At 52.3% G+C, this 23,346-nt stretch carries 14 protein-coding genes and 1 pseudogene; 12 read left to right on the plus strand and 3 right to left on the minus strand.

Going from position 1 to position 23,346, the window contains the following annotated elements; genetic code table 11:
• The first annotated feature begins 378 nt into the window (after nt 1-378).
• The 10 genes and pseudogenes from Afil_RS03805 (at nt 379) to Afil_RS03845 (ending at nt 15,630) form a co-directional block, all read left to right on the plus strand.
• On the plus strand, nt 379-846 hold the full coding sequence (locus Afil_RS03805; RefSeq protein ID WP_230267192.1) for a peroxiredoxin: 468 nt from the start codon (nt 379-381) through the stop codon (nt 844-846).
• Between the two features lie 203 nt (nt 847-1,049).
• Entirely contained in the window at nt 1,050-2,012 is a 963-nt protein-coding gene (gene pfkA, locus Afil_RS03810) for a 6-phosphofructokinase (protein WP_230267193.1), read from the plus strand.
• A gap of 70 nt (nt 2,013-2,082) precedes the next feature.
• The gene (gene pyk / locus Afil_RS03815) at nt 2,083-3,501 is read left to right on the plus strand and encodes a pyruvate kinase (protein ID WP_230267194.1); all 1,419 of its coding nucleotides are present in this window, start codon (nt 2,083-2,085) and stop codon (nt 3,499-3,501) included.
• Between the two features lie 76 nt (nt 3,502-3,577).
• Nucleotides 3,578-3,976 carry an InlB B-repeat-containing protein gene (locus tag Afil_RS03820; protein WP_230267195.1) on the plus strand — a complete coding sequence of 133 codons (399 nt, stop codon included), beginning with the start codon at nt 3,578-3,580 and terminating at the stop codon, nt 3,974-3,976.
• Nucleotides 3,977-4,033: 57 nt separating this feature from the next.
• Complete coding sequence (locus tag Afil_RS03825; protein WP_230267196.1) at nt 4,034-4,267, plus strand: InlB B-repeat-containing protein; 234 nt, start codon at nt 4,034-4,036, stop codon at nt 4,265-4,267.
• 35 nt (nt 4,268-4,302) lie between these two features.
• Nucleotides 4,303-4,545, plus strand: a complete 243-nt coding sequence (locus tag Afil_RS03830; RefSeq protein WP_230267197.1) for a hypothetical protein — start codon at nt 4,303-4,305, stop codon at nt 4,543-4,545.
• Nucleotides 4,546-5,117: 572 nt separating this feature from the next.
• A pseudogene (locus Afil_RS11110) lies at nt 5,118-7,205 on the plus strand (beta-N-acetylglucosaminidase domain-containing protein); the annotation flags it as partial.
• A 54-nt stretch (nt 7,206-7,259) separates the two neighbouring features.
• Nucleotides 7,260-9,191: a discoidin domain-containing protein gene (locus tag Afil_RS11345; protein ID WP_369413420.1), complete on the plus strand. Its 1,932-nt coding sequence runs from the start codon at nt 7,260-7,262 to the stop codon at nt 9,189-9,191.
• A 406-nt stretch (nt 9,192-9,597) separates the two neighbouring features.
• Nucleotides 9,598-13,872 carry a beta-N-acetylglucosaminidase domain-containing protein gene (locus Afil_RS03840; protein ID WP_230267199.1) on the plus strand — a complete coding sequence of 1,425 codons (4,275 nt, stop codon included), beginning with the start codon at nt 9,598-9,600 and terminating at the stop codon, nt 13,870-13,872.
• A gap of 402 nt (nt 13,873-14,274) precedes the next feature.
• Entirely contained in the window at nt 14,275-15,630 is a 1,356-nt protein-coding gene (locus Afil_RS03845; protein ID WP_230267200.1) for a sodium-dependent transporter, read from the plus strand.
• 274 nt (nt 15,631-15,904) lie between these two features.
• Here the strand turns inward: Afil_RS03845 and Afil_RS03850 are convergent, their stop codons facing one another.
• A complete protein-coding gene (locus tag Afil_RS03850) occupies nt 15,905-19,270 on the minus strand; it encodes an ABC transporter permease (RefSeq protein ID WP_230267201.1) in 3,366 nt (1,121 codons plus the stop codon).
• Nucleotides 19,270-19,971, minus strand: coding sequence for an ABC transporter ATP-binding protein (locus Afil_RS03855; protein WP_230267202.1), 702 nt, complete (start codon nt 19,969-19,971; stop codon nt 19,270-19,272). The genes Afil_RS03850 and Afil_RS03855 overlap by 1 nt, the downstream gene beginning before the upstream one ends.
• A gap of 606 nt (nt 19,972-20,577) precedes the next feature.
• Between Afil_RS03855 and Afil_RS03860 the strand changes: the two genes are divergently transcribed.
• Both Afil_RS03860 and Afil_RS03865 read left to right on the plus strand, forming a co-directional pair.
• Complete coding sequence (locus Afil_RS03860) at nt 20,578-21,465, plus strand: DegV family protein (protein WP_230267203.1); 888 nt, start codon at nt 20,578-20,580, stop codon at nt 21,463-21,465.
• The gene (locus tag Afil_RS03865) at nt 21,440-22,336 is read left to right on the plus strand and encodes a DegV family protein (protein ID WP_230267204.1); all 897 of its coding nucleotides are present in this window, start codon (nt 21,440-21,442) and stop codon (nt 22,334-22,336) included. Before Afil_RS03860 ends, Afil_RS03865 begins: the two co-directional genes overlap by 26 nt.
• Before the next feature lie 129 nt (nt 22,337-22,465).
• On the opposite strand, the gene Afil_RS03870 is transcribed toward Afil_RS03865, so the two are convergent.
• A complete protein-coding gene (locus Afil_RS03870) occupies nt 22,466-22,993 on the minus strand; it encodes a hypothetical protein (protein WP_230267205.1) in 528 nt (175 codons plus the stop codon).
• Between the last annotated feature and the right edge of the window lie 353 nt (nt 22,994-23,346).

Here is a 23,346-nt window from a genome sequence, read left to right on the forward strand (position 1 = left end):
GAAAAGCAGCTTTCGGGCTGCTTTTTTGCTGGGCGGGGAACGGGAGATGCGCATAGGAAGGAACATAGACAGGAAGGGACATAGATAGGAGGCCCACAGAAAGAAACAAAAGATACAAACAAAAGATACATAGGAAGGGCAAAGTGAGACGCAAAATTTTCTCACGGCACAGATCCCTGAAACCATATCCCTGTATATCCATATATGGGGAAGATATATGGGGAAGCGGGCCTCTGGTACGGATCGGCAGAAAAGAATGCAAAGAGGCCGGCAGCAGGTCTGGAAAACGGATACAAATTTTGCATTCTTCCGATGCATGAAAACGGTTTACAGGTACAATAGGGGGAAGCGCGCAAAGCGCAGAAGGGAATTTAAATCATGCTTACTCCAGGAACACCGGCTCCGGATTTCACGCTGCCGGATCAGGATGGAAATCTGCACACGCTCTCTTGCTATAGAGGAAAGAAAGTCGTTCTGTATTTTTATCCGAAAGACAATACGTCTGGCTGTACAAAACAGGCCTGCAGTTACCGGGACCATTTTGAAGACTTTGAAAAGGAAGGCGCGGTCGTCATCGGCATTTCCAAGGATACGATCCGCTCCCACGCCAACTTCAAAGCCAAATATGAGCTTCCGTTTCTGCTGCTCGCCGATCCGGAACGAAAGGTTCTCCATGAATACGATGTCGTAAAGGAAAAGACCATGTATGGGAAAAAGGTTCTCGGTACCGTACGGACAACGTACCTGATCGATGAAAACGGCATCATTCTCAAAGCCTATGAGAAGGTCAAGCCGGAAACCGACAGCGAGACGGTTTTAAAGGATATTGAAAACGCAAAGCTCTAAGCCAAACCGTGCAAGGCACAAATCCTGCTTGTGCCTGACTATGTTAAAATTGATACAGATTCATCCGTAGAACGGAGGACGAATTCTGCCCAGCGCTTCCATTGCCCGCCATTCCTTATTAAGCGAAAGGGAAGGTTTATCATCGAGCGGCACTGCGAGGCACCGTTTAAACAAAAAATCAGTTGCGGATGAGGGAGGATAAGATGATTAAACGAATTGGCATTCTTACTTCCGGCGGCGATTCCCCCGGAATGAACGCAGCGGTACGTGCCATCACTCGTGTAGGCATCAATGCCGGACTGGAAGTCTATGGAATTTTCAACGGATATAAAGGAATGGTTGAAGGCTATATCGAGCCGCTCACTTCCGAATCCGTCAGCGAAATTCTTACCCGGGGCGGAACCGTTCTCGGGTCTGCCCGTCTGCCGGAATTCAAGGATGTGGAAGTCCGTAAAAAAGCCATCAAGCAGCTTGAACGCCGCGGCATTAACGCTGTAGTTGTTATTGGCGGTGACGGTTCTTACCGAGGCGCGCTTGAACTGACTCACATGGGCATTAACTGCATTGGTCTGCCGGGAACGATTGATAATGATATTACATGTACGGATTTTACGATCGGATTCATGACAGCTCTCGAAACAATTGTCGATGCAGTCGATAAACTGCGGGATACATCCAACTCGCATCACCGCTGCTCCATTGTAGAAGTCATGGGAAACCGCTGCGGCGACCTCGCCCTGTGGGCAGGTATCGCCTGCGGAGCGGAAATCGTTGTTACCAGCGAAAGCGGTTTTGATGAGCAGGATATTCTCGATCGTCTGCGCGATCTCGATCAGATTAAAAAGAAAAAGCACGCGATCATCATCATTTCGGAAAAAATTACCGATGTTCACCAGTTTGCGAAAAAAGTTACGCTCAATACCGGCTTCTCCGGCCGGGCTACCGTTCTTGGTCACATCCAGCGCGGCGGCTCGCCCTGCCCGTTTGACCGTATGCTCGCCAGCCAAATGGGCGAGAAGGCCGTGGACTTGCTGATGCAGGGCATCGGCGGACAGTGTGTCGCTATCCGGAATAACAAGATCACGTCTTTCCCGATCGAAAAAGCACTTGTTATGCCGTCTGAATCGAAAAAACCGCTCACCAACCTGTTCGAACGTCTCGGATAGAGAGATCATTCGTGCAATTGCGAGGGGAATGGTTTAAAATCTCAACGGATTCAACTCTAGAGGTGTATGTATGGATAAAAAAACAAAAGTTGTATGTACGATCGGCCCAGCCAGCGAAAACCCTGAAATGATCGCAAAGCTGGTCGAAGAAGGTATGAACATCTGCCGTCTGAACTTCTCTCACGGCGATTATGAGGAACATGGAGCACGGATCGAGCGCATCCGCCAGGTTTCCAAGGAAATGAAAAAACCGATTGGTATCATGCTCGATACCAAGGGCCCGGAAATTCGTCTTGGCAAATTTGAAGACGGCGGCGTCCAGTTTGAAAAAGGCGACGTAGTGACCATCGTCAACGATGCGGAACTGCTCGGCAACCGCGAAAGATTTGCGATCAGCGTACCGGAAGTTTTTAACGATGTAAAACCCGGCGACTTCATCCTGATGGATGACGGTAAAATGCGCGTGGATATTACGGAAGTTACTCCAGGCAAGGAATTCAAAGGAATTGTAGCCAACCCCCACTTCCTGAAGTCTAAGAAGGGCTGCAACCTGCCAGGAATCATTCTTTCCATGCCTTTCCTTTCCAAGAAAGATGAAGCGGATCTGCGCTTTGGTGCGAAAAACGATATCGACTACGTAGCTCTGAGCTTTGTACGTCGTAAAGAAGACGTTCTTGCGGTTCGGGATGTTCTCATTTCCGAAGGCAAGGATGATATTCAGATCATTGCGAAAATCGAAAACCAGGAAGGTTTCGACAACCTGCCTGACATTCTGGAAGTAGCCGACGGCATCATGGTTGCCCGCGGTGACCTCGGCGTGAACGTATCACTCGAATACGTACCAATCTACCAGAAACAGATGATCAAAATGGCAAACGATGCCGGCAAGCCGGTTATCACCGCTACCCACATGCTCGAATCCATGCAGGGCAACCCGCGTCCGACTCGTGCAGAAGCCAGTGACGTTGCCAATGCGATCATGGATGGCACCGATGCGGTTATGACTTCCGCTGAAACAGCTGCAGGAAGCTATCCAGCAGAAGCCGTTCATACATTCACAAAAATTGCCAATGCCATCGAACCGATGATTGACTACAAGAAACGTCTGGCTGATGGTATTGCTTCTTCCAAGCGCAACATGAGCGACTCCATCGCCATTTCCGCTGCGGAAACCGCTCTGGCCATGGACATCAAGGCCATCATTGCCTTCACACAGTCCGGCCTGACCGCTAAACGTCTGGCGAAATTCCGTCCGGAAGCACCGATCATTGCGGTAACTTTCGATGAAAAAGTTCAGCGCTCTCTGCTTCCTGTCTTCGGTGTACAGCCTGTCGTTACCGACGTGCAGAACACCCAGCAGAACGACGTTCAGCTCGCTCGCAACATCGCTCTGAAAAACGGTCTGCATCACGGAGACAACATCATCGTTGTAGCCGGCTATCCAGTTGGAAGCGGATCGACCAACATGATGAAAATCGTTACTGTCTAAACCGACTGACGATTCTTCCGCTTAATTTGATTTCCTTTCAGGAGCTGCAATAAAACTCTGTGGCTCCTGTTTTTTTATGCATTTATTTTTATTTTTTGCTTATTTATTTGCGTCCGGCCAGGAGAGGGGCGATCTGTCCGGTTCTTCCATCGCAAAACCGGCCAATCCGGTTCGTGAAGGCTATACGTTTGAGGGCTGGTTTACGGATTCCGAAGGCAAAAACGCCTTTAACTTCGAAACGGCAAAACCAGAAACCGATACCGTGATTTACGCCAGGTGTACGCGGATCCTCACAGCCCTGGATGCCCCGGCTAAACTCAGAGTTAGCACATCCCGTAGTGAAACCGGCGTACTGAGCGGAACATTCCGCTGGGATGCAGTAGAAGCGGGTGAAGGAAAAGTCAGCGGGTATGGCGTGACGCTGACGGATCCGGATGGAATCGACTGGACGCAGGGCGGCATGGCCGGAACGTAAACCGAGTTTGCGACGGCTCTGACCAAAGAAGGCGATTGGACAATTACCGTTACCGCAGTGGGCAGCGAAGAAAACGGTTCGAGCGACAGCCAATCGGCAACGCTGACCGTCCGCGTCACCTTCGATGCGCAGATCGAGGAAGAATCGGAAGATGTTCTCTGCCTTTGTGCATCTTCCATCACGAAGCTGAGCGATCCGGTTCCCACCGGCTACACGTCTGAAGGCTGGTTTACAGAGGAAAGCTGCACGAACAAATTCGATTTTGCGCAGGCAAACCGGAGCAGAGCCTGACCCTGTACGCCTAGTGGGCCGAAGAAGAACCGGTTGTGGAACTGAACTGGACGCTTCTGAATCAGGCCATTGCCAAAGGCCAGAACGTCAATACGAAGCTGGCCAGCTATCAGGACAAAGACAAGAGTGAATTCTCCGCAGCCTTTGGACGCGCAAAAGCGCTCAGAAGTGCAGAAGAGGTCACGCAGTCGGAAATTGACCGCATGGCCAGAGAACTCGCTTCGGCAGAACTTGTTCTTCGTCTGAAATCCAGTAAAGATCTGCTGAACCTTGAATAATCCGGCTGATCGAGCAGGAAATCAAGGCAGTCGGATTCTTCCCGATTTACAATGGAAACCGAATTGCCAAAGAATTCAAAAGGCCGGCTGCAGAGCGAAATCTGCAGCCGCCTTTCTTTATATGGTTATGTTCGAGTTACATGGTTATGTTCGAGTTCGTCAGGGAATGGGTATATTCGTGTTCTTCCGGCGTAAGTTCTTCGGATTGGGTTCTGGGTTCTGCGCCCGGTCCGGTTTCAGGCCCATGCTGCCGTGCAGGGCTGCCTGCTGACCATCCAGGAAAACGCGGAAAGAAGAGTAATGAAGATCGCTCAGGACAGAGATCGCAGGCAGATATAAAAATAGATAGGCAGTATCAATTCATAATCATTTCCCTTCAGTTTTATGCGCAAATCACTCACTTCATCGCGGAAAAACAAGCGGGGTGCTCTTGAGTGTAAGCGTGCACAATGCTAACCTGAAATCATGAGACCATCTGTGATGGATGGAAAGAGGAGGAAACATGAGGAAAGCTTCCAGAAAGATCGCAAGCAGCTTTTTAGCCGCTGCTATGCTGATCCCCTCATTCCGTTGTTTACGCAACTGGAACGACGACAATCAGCAATGACGTGAACGTTGTCTACTCTGCAGGCATTGACCAGTACACGAAAGATCATGCAGCAGATGTTTTCAAGCTTCTTGGCGAGGATGTAAAACTCACGACGAGCGATGCTGCTGTTGAGGGAAAAACAAACCTGCTGGTCGGAATCCAGGGCGAGGATTCTCCGGCGAAAACCTACTTTGACACGCATACCATTACGGCTGAGGATCTCTTTTCCAAGACCGATAGCTATGCGCTTGAAATTCAGGATGGAACGATTGCCATTCTGGGCGTTTCTACCGATGCCGCCTTCTATGGCCTGACTTCGCTGAAACACATCTTCAAACAGGTGGAAAACAAGGAAGTTCGAAACCTGCGCATGGAAGACTTCGCGGACGTTAAGACCCGCGGATTTATCGAAGGCTACTACGGAAACCCGTGGTCCTTTGAAGACCGTGCGGATCTGATGACATTTGGCGGCGACTATAAGCTCAACGGCTATTTCTACGCCCCGAAAGACGACCCCAAGCACAATGCAAAATGGCGTGAACTGTATACCGAAGAAGAACTGAAAAACCACGCCATGCTGGCGGAAGCGGGAAACAAATCCAAATGCTATTACATTTACGCGCTTCATCCCTTTATGACCAATGCGATCAGCTTCGGTTCCAATTACCAGAGCGATCTGAAGATCATCAAGGACAAGTTTGAACAGATGATGGGTGTGGGCGTAAAACAGTTCGCCATTCTGGCTGACGATGCCGGTGTTCCAGGCGGCGAACCGCAGAACTACGTAACGCTCATGACCGATCTGACCAACTGGCTCAAAACCAAGCAGTCCGAATATCCGGGCCTGAAAACCGACATGATTTTCTGTCCGAACGACTATATGGGCAACGGCAGCAGCCAGCAGATGCAGACGCTCAAGCAGCTGCCGGATTCCGTTTCGATCATCGAAACCGGAGGACGTGTCTGGGGTGAAGTCGGTCCTTCCTTTAACAACCGTTTCTATTCCAACATGGGGCGTCCAGCGTTCATGTGGATCAACTGGCCTTGCTCGGACAACACCAAGGATTCCCTGATCATGGGTGCCGCGCTGACCTTCCTGAAACCGAATACGAATCCGGAAACCGTGAACGGTATCGTTCTGAACCCGATGCAGCAGTCGGAACCGTCCAAAGAGGCGATCTTCACCAATGCGGACTACGCCTGGAACATCTGGACTTCGGAAGAAAAATACGATTCCGTATGGCACGATTCCTTTAACTATATCGACCATGGCGATTCCACAGATACCATCGGTTCTGCCGCGTATCGTGAACTGTCCAAGCACATGCAGTATTCGAGAGCTGTGAACACGGAAGAATCCGTTGAAATCAAGGATGCCATGAGCGCTCTGGGCAATAAGCTGGCAGCCGGCGACGCGACCGTCGTCGACGATGTAAAAGCGCTCCGTCCTGAATTCGAAAAACTGCACCAGGCCGCCCTGGATTACCGTGAATATACCGGCAACGAACGTACCCTTGGCCAGATCACGTACTGGATTGATGCCTGGGAAGATACGACCGATGCGATTCTTGGCTACTTCGATACCATCGACAAGCTGGAAAGCGGCGCACCGCTGTCGGAAATCTGGGATTCGTTCTCCGCAGCACAGGCTGCCCGCGACCAGTCCGAAACGCATAAACTCTGGTACATCGATCACTGGGAATATGCGAAAGCCGGAACGAAATACGTCACTCCGTTCATGAACCGTCTGGACACGCTTCTGTCTGACCAGATTCTGCCGCTCGTTGATCCGAGTGCAGACCGCGTTCATATCATTACCAACCGTATCGATACGCCGACCGGCTCCATGGCCAACGCCACCGATGGCAATCCGAATACGGAAATCATTTACAAAACCCCAAGCAAAGTAGAACCTGGCGATTACATCGGTGTCATGCGCACAACCCCGATTGATGTCGATTCTGTCAGCATCCTTCTTGGTCAGTCCGGAAACCTGAACGATACATTCCCGTCCGCCAAACTGCAGTACACCCAGGATGGCGTAAACTGGATCGATATCGGAGAAGAAACGAGCAGTACCACCGACATGAGCCAGACTGGCCTTGGCCTGAAAAACGTTCTGGGCATGCGCGTTCTGTGCACAGGCAGTAACCCGAACATCTGGCTTGGCGTCCGTGACTTTGTCCTCAATCCAGAAGCCGGAGGCGACAGCGGGGAAACCGGAGAAGGCTCCTTCTCCCTCCCTGCAGGAAATGGCGCATATCAGACGAACACGAAAGAGAAAGCCTATGACGGCGATGCTTCCACGTACCTGTGGACCAACCAGAAAGCCGCTGTCGGCGATACCTTTACCTGGACATACGGCGAAGAAGTCCGCGCACGCAACGTCCATATCATTATGGGCAACGGCTCTTCCGCCGATAAATGGACCAGCTTCGTTCTCGAAACGTCTGTAGACGGAACGAACTGGACCGAACACAAAACGTTCACCAGTACGCCAAAAGGCGCCGATGAATACAACTTCGACCTGCAGAACGCATCGGTAAAATACGTGCGTCTGCGCAACCTCGAAGCGGTAGAAAATTGGGTTCAGCTTTCTGAATTTACTGTAGAAACCGAAGCTGGCGATCCGTACAACGCCAGCCATCTGATGACCAACACCGACATTGAAGCCGGCGTCTTCTTCACCGCAGCCGAAAGCAAACTGAAGGCGGAAGGCAGCATTACGCTCCAGCCGGGCGAATACCTCGGTATGGATCTGGAACGCATCGTTGAGATGGAATCGATTGATCCAGGAACTGATGCAGCAGGTCTGAGCGTTCAGACAAGCCGCAACGATTACGAATGGCAGGCATTTGATGCCAAAGATCCGATTGGCCGCTATGTCCGTCTGATCAACAATACCGACCAGCCGGTAACCTTCACCATCGACGATGTAATGACCGTTACATGCAAGACCGAAGCGGTGATCAAGCTGGATTCCTCGACGATGGGCAAAGATGACGAGTACGGCTATCAGGATACCCGCAATAACGGCGCAGCCTTTGACGGCGACGTAGATACGACAACCCTCTTTGCGGACTACCCGAAAGCGGGCCAGAACATCATCTACGATCTTGGACAGCTCCGTCCGGTTTCCAAAGTGACGATTTACACGCAGGATTCCGCAACCAACTACCTGACCGACTTCAAAGTCTCTGTTTCTGCCGATAAGGGAAACTGGACCGAAGTCTTTACAATCGGTGATGGTCAGCCCGATACCAATGAGCTGACAGTCAATGCGGTAAACTCCGAACTCTTTACCGCGTCTTCCACCTATCCAAACAAAGTCATGGCTTCCGGCGAAATTACTTCGACGAATGCCCGCTACGTGAAGATTGAGTTCACTGCCGATAACGACGTTCGCTTCGCTGGCTTCAATGAAATTGAAATTAATGACGGCGCGTACGTTCCGGTTTACAACGCCGCATTCCGTACGGATTCCGCACAGCGCGAAGACTATATTCCAGCTAACCTGGTTGACGGCAGTCTTGCTACCGCATGGACACCGGATACCGATGCAGCCGGATTCATCGAATACGACTACTCCGAAGGCCTCGAAAAGAACCACTTCAACGTCATCACCAAAGGCGACGCCAGCAAGGCTGCCTTCTCCGTTCTTGGCGTTAAAGACGGCGAAAAGAAATGGTACGACCTCGGAACGCTCGACCATTCGCTCAGCCAGTTCGCAGTCGATATCGATAAAGTGCTGACCGTGAAGATCAGCTGGCCGGAAGGCACACAGCCAGTCGTTTCGGAAATCATCGCCTACAAGGCATCCCTCGAAGAAATCGATACGACGCTGCTGAAAGCCGCAATCGATAAAGGCGAAGGTCTCACGCTGAGTGATTTCAACGAAGCGTCCCAGAGTGCCCTTGGGGCCGGACTTGACAGCGCAAAAGCGGCTTACCGCAATAAGCGCAGTCAGGAAGCGGTCGATGCAGCAGCCAAGAGCCTGAACGATGTTCTGCTCGAAGCCCGAAAGACCCCTTCGGCTTCTGCACTCGAAGAAATCTAAGTTTTACCCCGAACGCACAGATTCGATTTTGTGAAAACGGAATGATGAAATATAAATCTGGTCCCGGATTTGGACGATGCCTGGATGGCTTCCAAATCCGGGGCCGTTTTTTGTGCAGGAGAGGGCACGACAGAACGAGATCGGAACGCGGTTTAAAACGCGCTGAATAGAAACCCAGTACATAGAATTCCGGCACTCGCACAGAAAGACAGGAAAATAAATAGAAAATAAATAGAAAATAAATATTGGAAACAGCGCAAGATCCTATCCGACACGGATAGGATCTGAGTGAAAAAAGTATCATTCCTTGATCTGAAAGAATTCCTTGAAAACGCTTGAGTGAATACGCTCTCAATGGTACGCTTAATCCGCTGCACCATTTTGAATGGTGTCATAAGGAGGAAAAATGAGGAAAACTTCCAGGAAAATTGCGAGCAGCTTTTTAGCCGCCGCAATGCTGATTCCTTCATTCAGCCTGCCCGCTGCCGCATCCGAACCGGATACGGGAGCCGCAAGCGCTGAATATAAAATTTATCCGACGCCGCAGTCTGTTGTGTACGGAACAGGCGCGACGACGGTTTCTAAGGATGTCCATGTCGTGTATTCGGCAGGAATTGACCAGTTCACAAAAGACCATGCCAAAGAGGTATTCGCTCTGCTCGGTCAGGACGTAACCCTGAGCGAAGGCGACACGCCAGAAGAGGGCAAAACCAATCTGCTCGTCGGAATCCAGGGCGAGGAATCCCCCGCAGCGGATTATTTTGAAACCCATACGATTGCAGCCAAAGATCTGTTTGAAAAGACCGACAGCTATGCGCTGGAAATCGGCGAGGGAACGATTGCCATTCTGGGCGTATCGACCGATGCGGCCTTTTACGGCCTGACGTCGCTGAAGCATATTTTCTCGCAGGTGGAAAACCGTGAGGTCCGCAGCCTGCGCATCGAAGATTTTGCCGACGTCAAAACCCGCGGCTTCATTGAAGGCTACTACGGAAACCCGTGGAGCCACGAAGACCGTCTCGATTTAATGAAATTTGGCGGCGACTATAAGCTCAACGGCTACTTCTATGCGCCAAAAGATGACCCGAAGCATAACGCCAAATGGCGGGAACTGTATACGGAAGACGAGCTGCAGAAGCATAAAGAGCTTGCAGAAGCCGGCAACAAATCCAAGTGCTACTACATTTACGCGCTGCACCCCTTCATGCATAATGCCGTGAATTTCGGAGATAACTATGCGCGCGATCTGAAGATCATCGAGGACAAATTCGAACAGCTGATGCAGGTCGGCGTAAAACAGTTCGCAATTCTGGCAGACGATGCCGCGGTGCCTGGCGGCAATCCGCAAAACTACGTCACGCTCATGACGGATCTGACCGAATGGATCAAAACTAAGCAGTCCGAATATCCGGGTCTGAAATCCGACATGATTTTCTGCCCGGCGGATTACATGGGCAACGGCTCGAGCGCGGAAATGCAGACGCTCAAGCAGCTGCCGGATTCGGTTTCCATCGTGCAGACCGGCGGCCGGATCTGGGGCGAAGTCGGACCTTCGTTCAACGATCCTTTTTATGAACGAATGGGACGCCCGGCGTTCATGTGGATCAACTGGCCATGCTCCGACAATACGAAAGACGGCCTGATCATGGGCGGTGCCGAAGCGGTACTCAAGCCCAATACCAATCCAAATACGGTTAACGGCATCGTTCTGAACCCGATGCAGCAGTCGGAGCCCAGCAAGCAGGGTCTGTTCACCAACGCCGATTATGCGTGGAATATCTGGAGCGACGCGGATCACTACACTCAGGTATGGAACGACTCCTTCGCCTATATCGACCATGGAACCGGTAAAGAAACCGCGGGTTCGAACGCCTATCGCGAGCTTTCCAAGCACATGAAAAACTCGAAGCAGATCGGCAACAGCGAATCCGAAGAACTCAGTCCGAAGCTGGACGCTTTTAAAGCAAAGCTGACTGGAAACCAGACGATTACGGACGAAGACATCGCCGAAATCCGCGCTGAATTTGAGAAGCTGCGTGATGCCGCAAGAACGTATCGCGAAGAAACCGGAAACAAACGGACGCTCTCGCAGATCATTTACTGGATTGACGCATGGGATGATACGACCAGCGCGGTGCTCGGCTATCTCGATGCCCTCAGCGCACTGAATCACGGCGAATCCACCGCGGCGGTATGGGATCATTTTGCGAGCGCCCAGAACGCCAAGACCCAGGCGGGAACCCATGGCTTCCATTACGTGGATCATACGGAATACGCCAAGGCGGGCCGCATTCACATCACGCCGTTCATGAACGCACTGGATTCGGCGCTTTCCGCACGGATTCTTCCGCTGATCGACCCGAACCTGGATACGGCGACGTTCATTACCAGCCGTTCGGATACGCCGGAAGGATCGCTGGACAATGTGTTTGACGGCAATGCCTCGACGCAGATCGTTTTCAAAACGCCAAGCACCCTTTCTGCAGGCGACTACGTTGGTGTCATATATACCCAGCCGAAAGACATTTACGAAATTCAGTTCCTGCTCGGTCAGTCCGGCAACCTGAATGATACGTTCTCCAAAGCCAAAGTGCAGATCACCGCGGACGGTAAAACCTGGACCGATCTGAATGACACCGTGTATACAACGCCGCAGGAAATCCATCTGAGTGATCTCGATCTGAAGGGCGTGCGAGGAGTCCGTGTTCTTTCTACCGAAGACAAAACCAACACCTGGCTTGGCGTTCGCGACATTCGAATCAATCCGGAGCAGGGGGGGAGCAGTGAGATCGAACTGCCTTCTTCCACCTTCACGCTGGGAGACGGCTGCGCCTACTATCAGCAGAGCACGGCGGATCAGATGACGGATGGCGATACGTCCACCTTCGCCTGGATTTCAACGCCAGGCGATTACGCACCAGTCGGCCCGATCGTAACCCGTACGTTCTCGGAGGCCGTTCAGCTTAACGAAATCGTCTTTGTCAACGGCGGCGCGAAAAACGATAAGCTCACGCATTTCGCTCTGGAATACTCCGAAGACGGTACCACATGGAAAACCGCCGGCGAGTATACCGATCCAAAACCGGAGTCGGCGCAAAGTACCTTCCGTGTAAAACTTCATGGTGCAAGCGTAAAAGCCATTCGCATTAATAACCTGGAAAGCGTCCACAAATGGCTCCAGATTGCCGAATTCAACGTCGTTCCAGGCGACGGTTCGGATTACGATACAGAACATCTGATCACCAATGCGGACAGCACCAGCGCGGTAACTTCGGAAATCGAAAACGGCCGCCAGCTGCTGACCAGCGATGGTCAGAATCTCGTCCTCAAAGCTGGGGAATACGCCGGCGTTGATCTTGGCGAGATTACGAAAATCGCGTCGCTTACGCACGGAGACCTGGGCAGCCTGTCACTGGAAGTTTCCCGCAACGGATACGAATGGGTAAGCGTTGCAGCGGATGCGTCCAGTGCAGAAGATGCCCGCTATGTACGTCTGATCAATACGACGGATGCTTCCGTTTCCGCAGATCTCAGTACGCCGCTTTCGGTAACGGTAACGAAGATCAGCGGTCCGTACCGTCTCTCGGATACGGTCGGCATTACGTCCGCCGGCTGGGCGAGCGAAGATACGCGTGACAATGGAGCGGCGTTTGACGGCGATGTGGATACCACCACCGAATTCGCCACGCTCCCCGCAAAAGGCTCCGAAATTATTTATGACCTCGGTCAGAACCGCTCGATTTCCAAACTGGAAATCGTAAACCAGGACAGCGCCGTCAACTATATCCGCGACGCGAAAATCCAGATTTCCAGCGACCTTGAAAACTGGACGGACGTTATGGAAATCGGTGACGGTGTGGAAAACACGGATGACGCAGACGTAACGGCCAAGGATGCCGATGCCGGCTACATGGCCAGCAGCCGCTATCCGAACAAGGTTACCAAAGTCGGAACGCTCGAAACCGCGCAGGACGCCCGCTATATCCGCATTTATTTCACCGCAGGCAACGCCAGCCGGGCCGTACTGTTCAATGAAATTCTGATCAACGACGGCGAATACAAATCCGTTCCGCATCCAGCCGTAACGGCTGCTGTGGAAGAAGCGCAAAACCACAGCGCGCTCAACATGTTCGACAGCGATCTGTCCACGTCCTACAAACCAGCCTCCAGCCAGGCCGGATCGGTACAGTATGATTTCTCCGACGAGCTCGATGCCAATACGCTGAACATCATTCAGAAAGGCACTTTGAGCAATGCCACCGTTTCGGTTCGCGCGGTCAATACAGACGGCAAGATTGAATGGAAAACTCTTGGTCATCTGGTACGTTCGCTGAACACGATGGGGTCGAACGATATCGATAAGATTCTGTCCGTGAAGATCGAATGGACGGATGGAAACGCGCCGGAAATTTCGGAAATCATCCGCTTCACCAGCGAGAATCCGACCGTGCAGAATCTGGATTATTCCCAGCTTCTTCTGGCCTGGAACAAGGCGACCGCGCAGCAGTCTTCCTTTGTGAACGGATCCGATCTGGAAGAAGCGATCACGCAGGCGCATGAAGTCATCAACGCTGCTTCCGCTTCCCAGAACGAGATTAACGAAGCCGCCAGAGCCCTGAACAGTGCACTGCTGACGATGCGCATTGCACCGGAAGCTGACCGCCTGAACGGTCTGAAGTAAGACGAGTTCTTTCCAGGTCATCAGGATTCATCGTCTTTCTCAACCCATTACGCCGCAGTAAACCGCAGCCATACGCTGCGGCTGCTGCGGTGTTTTTGCGTGCAGTCCAGATCGTTCAAAACTCGTTCGCGCGCTGTAAGCGGCTTGAAAAATGGAAAAAAACGGTCGAAAACCGGCAGGAAAACGTATCAATCCCCGCGTATGGCCGAGGGGATTTTCGGGAATCTATGGTTTTTTTTCGATTTTCGCTAAAATGAAAACACTGATTCCGTCCGCATCCGACAGGCGGAATCTTTGAAAAAATTACGGCTGCTCCCGACGCAAGCGATCGCAGAAAATGCGAAAGCTTCCTTGCGAAAGGCCGGGAAGAAGCCGCAAGAGAAAAGGAAAGTGGAATTACATATGAAACGAGAACAGCTGGGGTCCCGTCTGGGCTTTATCCTGCTGAGCGCCGGATGCGCGATCGGTATTGGAAACGTCTGGAAATTCCCCTACATCGCCGGACAGAACGGCGGTGCAATTTTTATTCTGATTTACCTGTTCTTCCTCGTGGTTTTGGGCATCCCCGTCATGACGATGGAGTTTGCGATGGGACGTGCCGCCCAGAAAAGTCCAGCCAAAATTTATAAGACGCTGGAACCGAAAGGAAGCAAGTGGCACTGGCATACCGGTTTTGCGATTGCGGGCAACTACCTGCTCATGATGTTTTATACGACCGTCGCCGGATGGATGCTGAAGTACTTTGTCGATATGTGTCTGGGCCGGTTTGAAGGTCTGGATGGCGCCGGGATCGGTGCGGCGTTTGATGCCACGCTGGCCAATGCAGGCAGCGAAGTATTTTACATGGGCGTCATTGTCGTCGCCGGTTTTCTGATCTGCATGCTCGGTCTGCAGAAAGGCCTCGAGCGCGTAACGAAAGTGATGATGATTTCGCTGCTCATCTTAATGAGCGTCCTGGCGATCAACTCCCTGTTTCTGGAAGGCGCCAACGCCGGTCTTCGCTACTATCTGCTGCCGGACTGGAACCGCTTCATGGAAATCGGACCGTGGAATGTCATCGTCGCGGCGATGAACCAGGCGTTTTTTACCCTTTCGCTCGGTATTGGTGCCATGGCGATTTTCGGCTCCTACATTAATAAGGATCGTGCCTTGCTCGGCGAATCGATCAACGTCGCCGTTCTGGATACGTTTGTCGCGATTGTTGCCGGCCTGATCATCATTCCAGCCTGCTTCGCCTATTCGGTCGATGTCAATGCCGGTCCGGGTCTGATCTTCGTCACGCTGCCCAACGTCTTTAACGCGATGCCGTTTGGCCGTCTGTGGGGCGCGCTGTTTTTCCTGTTCATGACGTTTGCAGCGTTCTCAACCGTTCTGGCGGTTTTCGAAAACATCCTTTCGAGCTGCATGGACCTGTTTGGCTGGGACCGCAAAAAAGCGTGTCTGGTCAATATGGCGGCAGTCTTCGTACTGTCGCTGCCCTGCGCTTTGGGCTGGTCGCTTCTGTCCGGCGCGGCACCGCTAGGAGCGGGAACGACCATCCTGGATTTTGAAGACTTCCTGGTTTCCAACATTTTGCTGCCTGGCGGATCGCTCATTTTCGTTCTGTTCTGCTGCACCAAGTTTGGCTGGGGCTGGAAAAACTTCCGCAAGGAAGCCAACGAAGGAAAAGGCGCCAAAGTGCCTGAGTGGCTGCACCCTTACTGCAAGTACGTTCTGCCGGTCATCATTCTGGTGATTCTGGTGATCGGTCTGATCTGATCCTTCGCATATGTTCTGAAGCTGCTTTTTTACAAAATCATTTCGCCGACCGCTAACCGTATTGCGGGCGGCGTTTTTGTATGGCCCGAAGCGAGCGGCGCGTATTGCGGGACATAAGAAAACCGCCTGCCGTAAGTTTTAAAACTTTGCTGGCAGGCGGTTTTGCTTCGCCGTTGGGAAAACAGGACTGAGGCGTGCCAGAGGTATGTCTGAGGCATGCGTGTTACCGGGGCTCCGTCTGAGAGACAGGAAATAGCCGGTAAGGCGATCGGATTTATTCGACCGCTTTGAGCGATTCTACCATCTGAATCTTGCGCAGACGGTATTTCATGATCCAGTTGACGAGCAGAGCGAAAAGCATGGTCAGACCGATGGAATAGACATAGGACTGCCAGAAAATCGTGCGGCCAAAGCGGATCGTATCGAGTTCGGCAAGGTTCATAATCAGATCGTGCAGGTAAATGCCCAGCAGCAGACCGACGAGTCCGCCAATGAGGGCAAGGATTATGCTTTCGCGGTTGATGTAGGCGTTGACTTCCTTTTCGGTAAAGCCAAGGACCTTGATGGTCGCAATTTCACGCAGACGTTCGGAAATGTTGACGTTGGAAAGGTTGTAAAGTACCACGAACGCCAGCATCGCCGCCGACAGAACGAGAACGACTACGATCGACTTGATCGAGGAAATCATGTTTTCAAAGTTGTCGATTGTCGCCGAATAGAAGGTGACGGACCGGACGCCCTCGTGCTGGAGAACGCAGCTGCCCAGCTCGCTTTCAAATTCCGGAGACGTATCGTCGTTAAGCAGCAGAATCTGCGCGTCCGGCTCTTCCTGAACATGGAGACGGTCGAACGTCTTTTGCGTTACGTAAAGCATGTGGCCGGTGTACTGTTCGAAAATGCCGGCGATCGGAAGATCTACTTCTTCATCGTCCGCCGTTTTGAAGAGGATCGTATCGCCTTTGGACAGGTGCATTTTCTCGGCCGTCTTGACGGAAACGAGAACGCCGTCGTTTAAAGACAGACGTTCGGAACCGTCCATCGGGATAAACGTCATGAACTCTTCGAAGGCTTCAGGATCTTCGACAATATTGAGCGTGGCGGACACATCCTTATCGTCATAGTGAACGGTAACAGGAAGGGTTTCGAGATTGAACGTATCTTCGATGCCCTTTTCCTTTTTCAGATCGGCGGCCAGCTGCCGTCCGTCTTCTTCTTTGGCATCCACGGCAGCATCAAAGTGGTAAATCGCCTGGAACTGGCGCGGAACGATATCGCTGATGGAGTCGTTCAGACCAAAGCCGGCGACCAGCAGGGCGGAACAGCCCGCGATGCCGATGACGGTCATGAAAAAGCGCTTCTTATAGCGGAAGAGGTTGCGCAATGTGACTTTATGCATGAACGAAAGCTTTGACCAGAACCAGCCGACGCGTTCTAACAAAATCCGCTTGCCGGCCTTTGCGGCTTTTGGCCGCATGAGCTGGGCCGGCACTTCGCGCAGTTCCTTAATAATGGAGAAGAGCGCAGCGAGCAGCACGACGCCGGTAACGCTTAAAGACGCAAAGAGCATCAGACCCGGCTGGAAGCGGAACTGAATGGCTTCCAGGTTGTACATGATGTTCCAGGCGGAGTAGATGATCATCGGGAACACGTACATGCCGACGGCACAGCCGAGAATGCTGCCAAGAACGGAAGCGGATCCCGCGTAGAGCAGGTACTTCGCGGCGATTTGCCGGCGGGAGTAGCCAAGGGCCTTGAGGGTTCCCATTTCGTTGCGCTGCTCATCGACCATGCGCGTCATTGTCGTCATGCAGACGAGCGCGGCGACGAGAAAGAAGAAGACAGGGAAGACGGAGGCGATGCCGTCCATGCGGTCGGCGCAGGCTTCGTAGTCTTTATAGGAATAATGCGAGTTGCGATCGAGCACGATCCATTTGGCTTCGAGATCGTCGAGCTGCTTTTTCGCGTCCGCGATTTTGTCTTCGGCTTCTTTTTTGTTCGTATTGTATTCGGCCAGACCGTCTTCGTATTCTTTCTGACCGCTGGCGTAATCGCTTCTGGCTTTTGCCAGATCGTTTTGGGCCTGATTGAGCTGGGCTACGCCATCGTCATACGTTTTTTGGTTTGCGGCCAGCTGCGTTTCACTCGCAGCCAGCTCATTTTGCTGGGCCGCAAGTTCCTGACGCTGTTTGACTAAGGCGTCGCGCTGTACGATGGCGCTCTGCGCCTGAGCAATTCCGTCATTTAAGGCAGTAAGAGAGGCGTTTGCGGCATCGAGCGATCCGCCAATCGAGGTGAGAATAGAACTTTTCTGCGTGTTCAGCGCAGCTAGAGCGGAAGCTGCGTCGGGCGCGCCGGGCACTGCCTGGGCCAGTACGCCCTGCAGCTGTGCCTGCAGCGCCGCAAGCTGTTCTTTTAAAGCCGGCAGCTGCGTATTTTGGGGATCGGCGCTTTCGAGCGCGGCAATCTGTTGGCTCAGCGTCTGGATACCCTGATCGAGCGATTCGATTCCGGAAATGGCCTGATCGATGGACTGGACGCCCTGAATGGCCTGCGTGAGCGCATCTCGCCTGGCAATCAGATCGCTGGCGGTCGTATCGATGCCCTGCAGCTGAGCCAGCCCGGCATCAATCTGAGCAAGGCCGTCGGCGATCTGCTGCTTTCCGGACTGGAGCGCGCTGCGTCCCTGATCGAGCTGCGTTTTTGAACTGGCCAGAAGCGCTTCGTTATCGGAAATCTGCTTTTCGCCATCCGCAATCTGCAGCGCGGCATCCTCGAGTTTCTTTTTCGCGTCGTCGAGCTTCTTTTTCGCATCGGCGAGCTTGTCCTGGGCTTCCTTTTCCTGGTCGTCAATTTTCTGACGCTGTTCGTCTTTCCAGAGGACGGTTCGGCTGTCGGCGAGCGTTTCGACTTCATCGACGACCGGATCGGTCAGATCGAAGTAGGCGTCGGAATACGTATCCGCTTCTTTGGCCCCGTCGACGGTCAGATCGATTTCCGTAAAGTAGTCGGCCTTGATCGCGGACTGCGGGATAAAGAAATACGTATCGACTGTACCGGAACCGATCGAAGAAGAGCCGTGTACGTAGGACAGGTAGTTTGGAGAATAGGCTTTGCCGGTAATGGTGTAGGTGTCGTATTTGAGATCGTCGCTGACCGGCGTGTCGTTTCCGGAATACAGATGAACCGTATCCCCGATCTCAAAAGACCCGAAAATGTTTCCCGTGGCGCTGTCGCCTTCCACCATGCACTCCCTGTCGTTTTGCGGCAGGCGGCCTTCGACCAGACGCGGCGTATTGATCGTCTGTCCGTCCGTATAGGAGAGGACTTTAACGGTCATTTCCCGGCTGCCTTTGCGGCAGAGATAATCGGCGGAAAACTGACCTTGCGCGTCCTTCACGCCAGGTTCCTTTTTCAGCGCCTCGAGATCCTTGTCGCTTAAGCCGACGGTGGAGTACACCTGTATATCCTGCAGGTTGTAGCGGTCAAAGTAGACGTCGGCCGAATTTTTCATATCCGGCGCGCTGGCTTTGATGCCCGCAAAAAACGAGACGCCCAGAGCGGTGATGGCCAGGATGGACAGGTAGCGCCCCAGGGAATGGCGGATTTCACGGAACAGGTCTTTCCATAGTGCGGGTGTCATCAGTATTCAATCTCCCGTGCGCTCATCGGATGCTCGTTGCGGGTAATGCTTTCGATTTTTCCGGAACGCACTCGAATAATCTTGTCGCCGATCGGTGTCAGCGCCAGATTATGCGTAATGACGACGACTGTCGTCTTTTCCTTTTTACAGATGTTTTGCAGGACTTCGAGAACCTGCTTGCCCGTCTGGTAGTCCAGCGCGCCGGTCGGCTCGTCGCAAAGGAGCAGGCGCGGATTTTTCGCAATCGCGCGGGCGATTGCGACACGCTGCTGTTCCCCGCCGGAAATCTGGGAAGGGAAGTTGTTTTCCCGGTCGAGCAGTCCGACGGATTTCAGCGTTCCGGTAATATCGAGCGGGCTTTTGGAAATCTGGGCCGCCAGTTCGACGTTTTCGCGGACGGTCAGATTCTGAATCAGGTTATAAAACTGGAAGACGAACCCGACGTCATCGCGCCGATAGAGCGTCAGCTGCTTCGAATCAAAATCACTGACGATTTTATCGCCGACGCGAATGGTTCCCGAGCTGACGGTATCCATGCCGCCAAGCAGGTTGAGAATGGTGGATTTTCCAGCCCCGCTGGCGCCGGCGATAATCACAAACTCGCCTTCTTCAATCGAAAAGCTGACGCCGTCCAGGGCATGAATGCATACTTCACCCATCTGATAGTCCTTGCGGACGTCCTTGAATTCAATAAAACTCATCGCAGAACACCTCCTGAAGTCTCTAAATAGGGAAGGTTAGTTATCTTTTATTATGACCTGCTTTTGAGCAGGACTGTGCGAAAACCTTCATTTCCTGCCTCTCTTTTGACCGTTTGGCAGCAATACGAAAAGCCGGGGCCAAAGAGAGGACCAAAGCGGCTGGAAAGCGTTTTTCAGGCCGGATTCTATCCCGAGAGGAAAAATGGAAAAATCCGGACAAAACGATGCAAAGACTGTCGAAAAAGGAAACTGTTGCCGGCCTGTACAGACAGGATGAAACGATCTGATATACTAAGCAATGGCATCTTGCTTTTAAAACCAGATGAAAGAATATTCCAAATTACTTAAATAGATCCTGTTTTCCTGTGTTTCTGCTCCATGTTTTCTGGACGAATGAAATGCGGATGGATTTCTGTGCGGATTTGGTTATGGCGTCTGTCGATCTGTTCTCTCCTTGTATTTTCGGCCTGCCAAAGCCATTTGCACACACAGCTGTCGATCTGTATATTTCAGTCATGTCCGATTAGTGGAAAACGGAGCATGGTCCGCTAAAATGTAGGCGGACCATGAAACGATGGCTCCCGCAAAATGGAGAACAGATCAATTATGAAAGTAAAAGTCATTACGGATTCCGGCAGCGGCTTAACGCAGAAGCAGGCCGAATCCTTAGGAATAGAATTTCTTCCCCTGCAGGTTCTCGTCGACGAGACACAGTATCTCGACGGCGTGGATCTGACCTGCGAAAAGCTGTATGAGCTTCTCGATGAAGGCAAAATGCCCACGACCAGCCAGCCGCCTCTTCTTCTTGAAGAAGAGCTTTTCGAACGGCTGAAAAGCGAAGGCGTAACGGACGTGATTGTCATCAATCTGTCCAACGGCCTCTCTTCAACCAACCAGATCATCCAGGCGACCGCAAAACGCTTCGATATCGTCGTGCATACGCTCGATATTTATACGACCCTCGCCGTGCAGCAGTATCTGGTCATTGCGGCCCAGCAGCTGCTCGAACAGGGCAGGGATCCGGAAGCCATCGTCGACGCGCTGCGCAAGTCAGTCGACGGTTCAGCCGGTTATCTGATGGTCGACAATCTCGACCATCTCGCCGCAGGCGGACGTCTGACGCCGCTTGCTGCCAAACTTGGCGGCATGCTCAAGATTAAGCCGGTCCTGCGCGTTTCCAAAGATACGCAGGGCAAAGTCGACTCCTTTGAAAAAGTCCGCACCTTCCATAAGGCGGTCAGCCGCGGCGTAGAACAGGTAGCCAAGGGTCTTGTGGACGGCGTCGACTACGAACTGTTCGTTCTGAACGGCAACGCGGATGCTTCGGCAGAGGCGGCAAGAGAAATGATGGCGGCGCTGCGTCCTGGAACAAAGGTTCATGTGCTGAACATGTTCCCGGTCATCGCGGCGCACACCGGACTTGGCTCGGTCGGCGTACAGTACATCCCGAAAATTGAAGGAGTGGAATATGATGAAACTCGCATTTGTGACTGACAGCGGAACCGGATTCAGCAGTGAATACTGGAAAAAGCATGGAATTTATTCCGTACCTCTGCAGATTACAGAAGGACAGAACACCTACGACGAGTTTGAAGATATCTCCTATGCCCAGGTCATTGACAACCTTCACCAGCAGAAACTGATGAAGACCTCGCTGCCTTCGCTTGGAAAAATCGAAGATCTCTTTGAACAGCTCAAAAAAGACGGATATGAGGGCGTATTCTGCGTTCCGATCTGCCGCGGACTTTCCGGCACCCTGAATGCCATGGAGTCCGCTGCGCACCAGATGGATCTGGCCTTTTACGGGTTTGACTGCGGAACGACAGCCGTAACCCAGTCCCACTGCATTATCACCGCCAAAACGATGTATGAGCAGGGAAAGAGCATTGAGGAAATCATGGAAAAGCTCGAACAGATTGCGGGAAACTGCGATACGTTCGTTCTTTGCGACGACCTCCAGCACATGCGCCGCGGCGGCCGTCTGACCGCAACAGCAGCCGCTCTTGGCGGACTGCTCAAAATCAAGCCGATCCTTCACGTCAACCGCAAGACTGAAGGCCGCGTTGACGCGGTCGATAAAGTCCGCACGATGTCCCGCGCGCAGGATCGTACGATCAGCCTGCTCAAGGATATGGGCACCAATAAGGACTATGACTTTACCGTCGCTCACGTGGATTCTCTCGAAAGCGCGAAGGCGTTCGCCCGCAAGATCAAGGAAAACTTTGACGGGGCTACGGTTCGCGTAATCGATCTGGTCAGCGCCGTCGGCATTCATACCGGACTCAACTGCCTGGCGGTTCAGGTTTTTGATCCAGCCGGCTATCCGGTCATGGTTTATACCGACGAAGATACGATCCGCATTTAATGCGACTTTCGTACGAAAACGAAATTAAAAATTGGAGAGACAATAAAATGCCGCTGCAGGCGAGGAAAACCTGCGGCGGCATTTCGCGTTTTTCAAAAAGAAAAGACCGAGGAAACTCGGTCTGTGAATTTATTTGCGGGTCAGCAGCGCGGTTCGTACGGTGAAGTTTCCGTATTCGTCGAGCGCGCGAATCTGTACCATGCGCGATCCGGGTTCGTGGATCAGCATGGACGGATTGAGAATATAGAGCTTGCAGCGCGAACAGTCGCTGAGCTTGGTTACAAAACTCTGGGCGTCCACTTCGTCGCTGACGCCGACGGTCAGATTCTGCACTTCGAGTTTCGGCGCAGTCGTATCCACAACCTGAATGTCGACCTGGGACTGGTGCCCGTCGATCGTGCAGGCTCCGGTATAGCTGCCGGCCTTATTGATGTTGAGGTTGGTCGAGCAGACGGGTGTGCTTTCAGTTTCGTAATGAATCTTATCGATCATGTCATACAGCGAATAGTCCGAACCGGCTTCGACGGGGCTTACTTCCTTTTTGAAGGTAATCGCTTCGGAAGCCATGAGCGGGTTGAACAGACTGGAAAAAACAGCCAGTACAGTAATCGCCAGAATGGAGCTGAGTACAAGACGCGGCGTCTGGGACTGCCGCATATGAAGTAAGAAACGACGTTTTTTCTGATAAAATCGACGACGCGCTCTAGCCGAGCGGGCCCGGCGTGCTTGAATCGGATTGAAATACATGATGTTCCTGCCTTGCGCAGCCAATTTCAATAACGGTACCGGTCTGCAAAAGATGCGGGGAAAGACCGGAGAAAATAAAAAAAGACGACCTCTGCGCAAGACACAATACTGTCACTGATTGCGGCTAAAGGCAAGCGCAAAAATGATGAAAACGTAATGAAAATGACACGCTGAAAGCGTGTAAGAAAAGCGTCTGTTTTCATAAAAAAAGAAGGATGCAGAAGCCATTCCTGTTTTGTCTGTTCTGAACTGGAAAAGCGCTT

Source organism: Allobaculum fili (assembly GCF_020969955.1).
GTDB lineage: Bacteria > Bacillota_I > Bacilli_A > Erysipelotrichales > Erysipelotrichaceae > Allobaculum > Allobaculum fili.

Excerpts from the sequence above, each read along its gene's own strand:
- Afil_RS03870 (WP_230267205.1), bottom strand. The coding sequence starts at position 22,993 with ATGCGGCAGTCCCAGACGCCGCGTCTTGTACTCAGCTCCATTCTGGCG.
- Afil_RS03845 (WP_230267200.1), top strand. The coding sequence starts at position 14,275 with ATGAAACGAGAACAGCTGGGGTCCCGTCTGGGCTTTATCCTGCTGAGC.
- Afil_RS03860 (WP_230267203.1), top strand. The coding sequence starts at position 20,578 with ATGAAAGTAAAAGTCATTACGGATTCCGGCAGCGGCTTAACGCAGAAG.
- Afil_RS11345 (WP_369413420.1), top strand. The coding sequence starts at position 7,260 with ATGCGCGTTCTGTGCACAGGCAGTAACCCGAACATCTGGCTTGGCGTC.
- Afil_RS03840 (WP_230267199.1), top strand. The coding sequence starts at position 9,598 with ATGAGGAAAACTTCCAGGAAAATTGCGAGCAGCTTTTTAGCCGCCGCA.
- Afil_RS03850 (WP_230267201.1), bottom strand. The coding sequence starts at position 19,270 with ATGACACCCGCACTATGGAAAGACCTGTTCCGTGAAATCCGCCATTCC.
- Afil_RS03805 (WP_230267192.1), top strand. The coding sequence starts at position 379 with ATGCTTACTCCAGGAACACCGGCTCCGGATTTCACGCTGCCGGATCAG.
- pyk (WP_230267194.1), top strand. The coding sequence starts at position 2,083 with ATGGATAAAAAAACAAAAGTTGTATGTACGATCGGCCCAGCCAGCGAA.
- pfkA (WP_230267193.1), top strand. The coding sequence starts at position 1,050 with ATGATTAAACGAATTGGCATTCTTACTTCCGGCGGCGATTCCCCCGGA.
- Afil_RS03855 (WP_230267202.1), bottom strand. The coding sequence starts at position 19,971 with ATGAGTTTTATTGAATTCAAGGACGTCCGCAAGGACTATCAGATGGGT.
- Afil_RS03865 (WP_230267204.1), top strand. The coding sequence starts at position 21,440 with ATGATGAAACTCGCATTTGTGACTGACAGCGGAACCGGATTCAGCAGT.
- Afil_RS03820 (WP_230267195.1), top strand. The coding sequence starts at position 3,578 with ATGCATTTATTTTTATTTTTTGCTTATTTATTTGCGTCCGGCCAGGAG.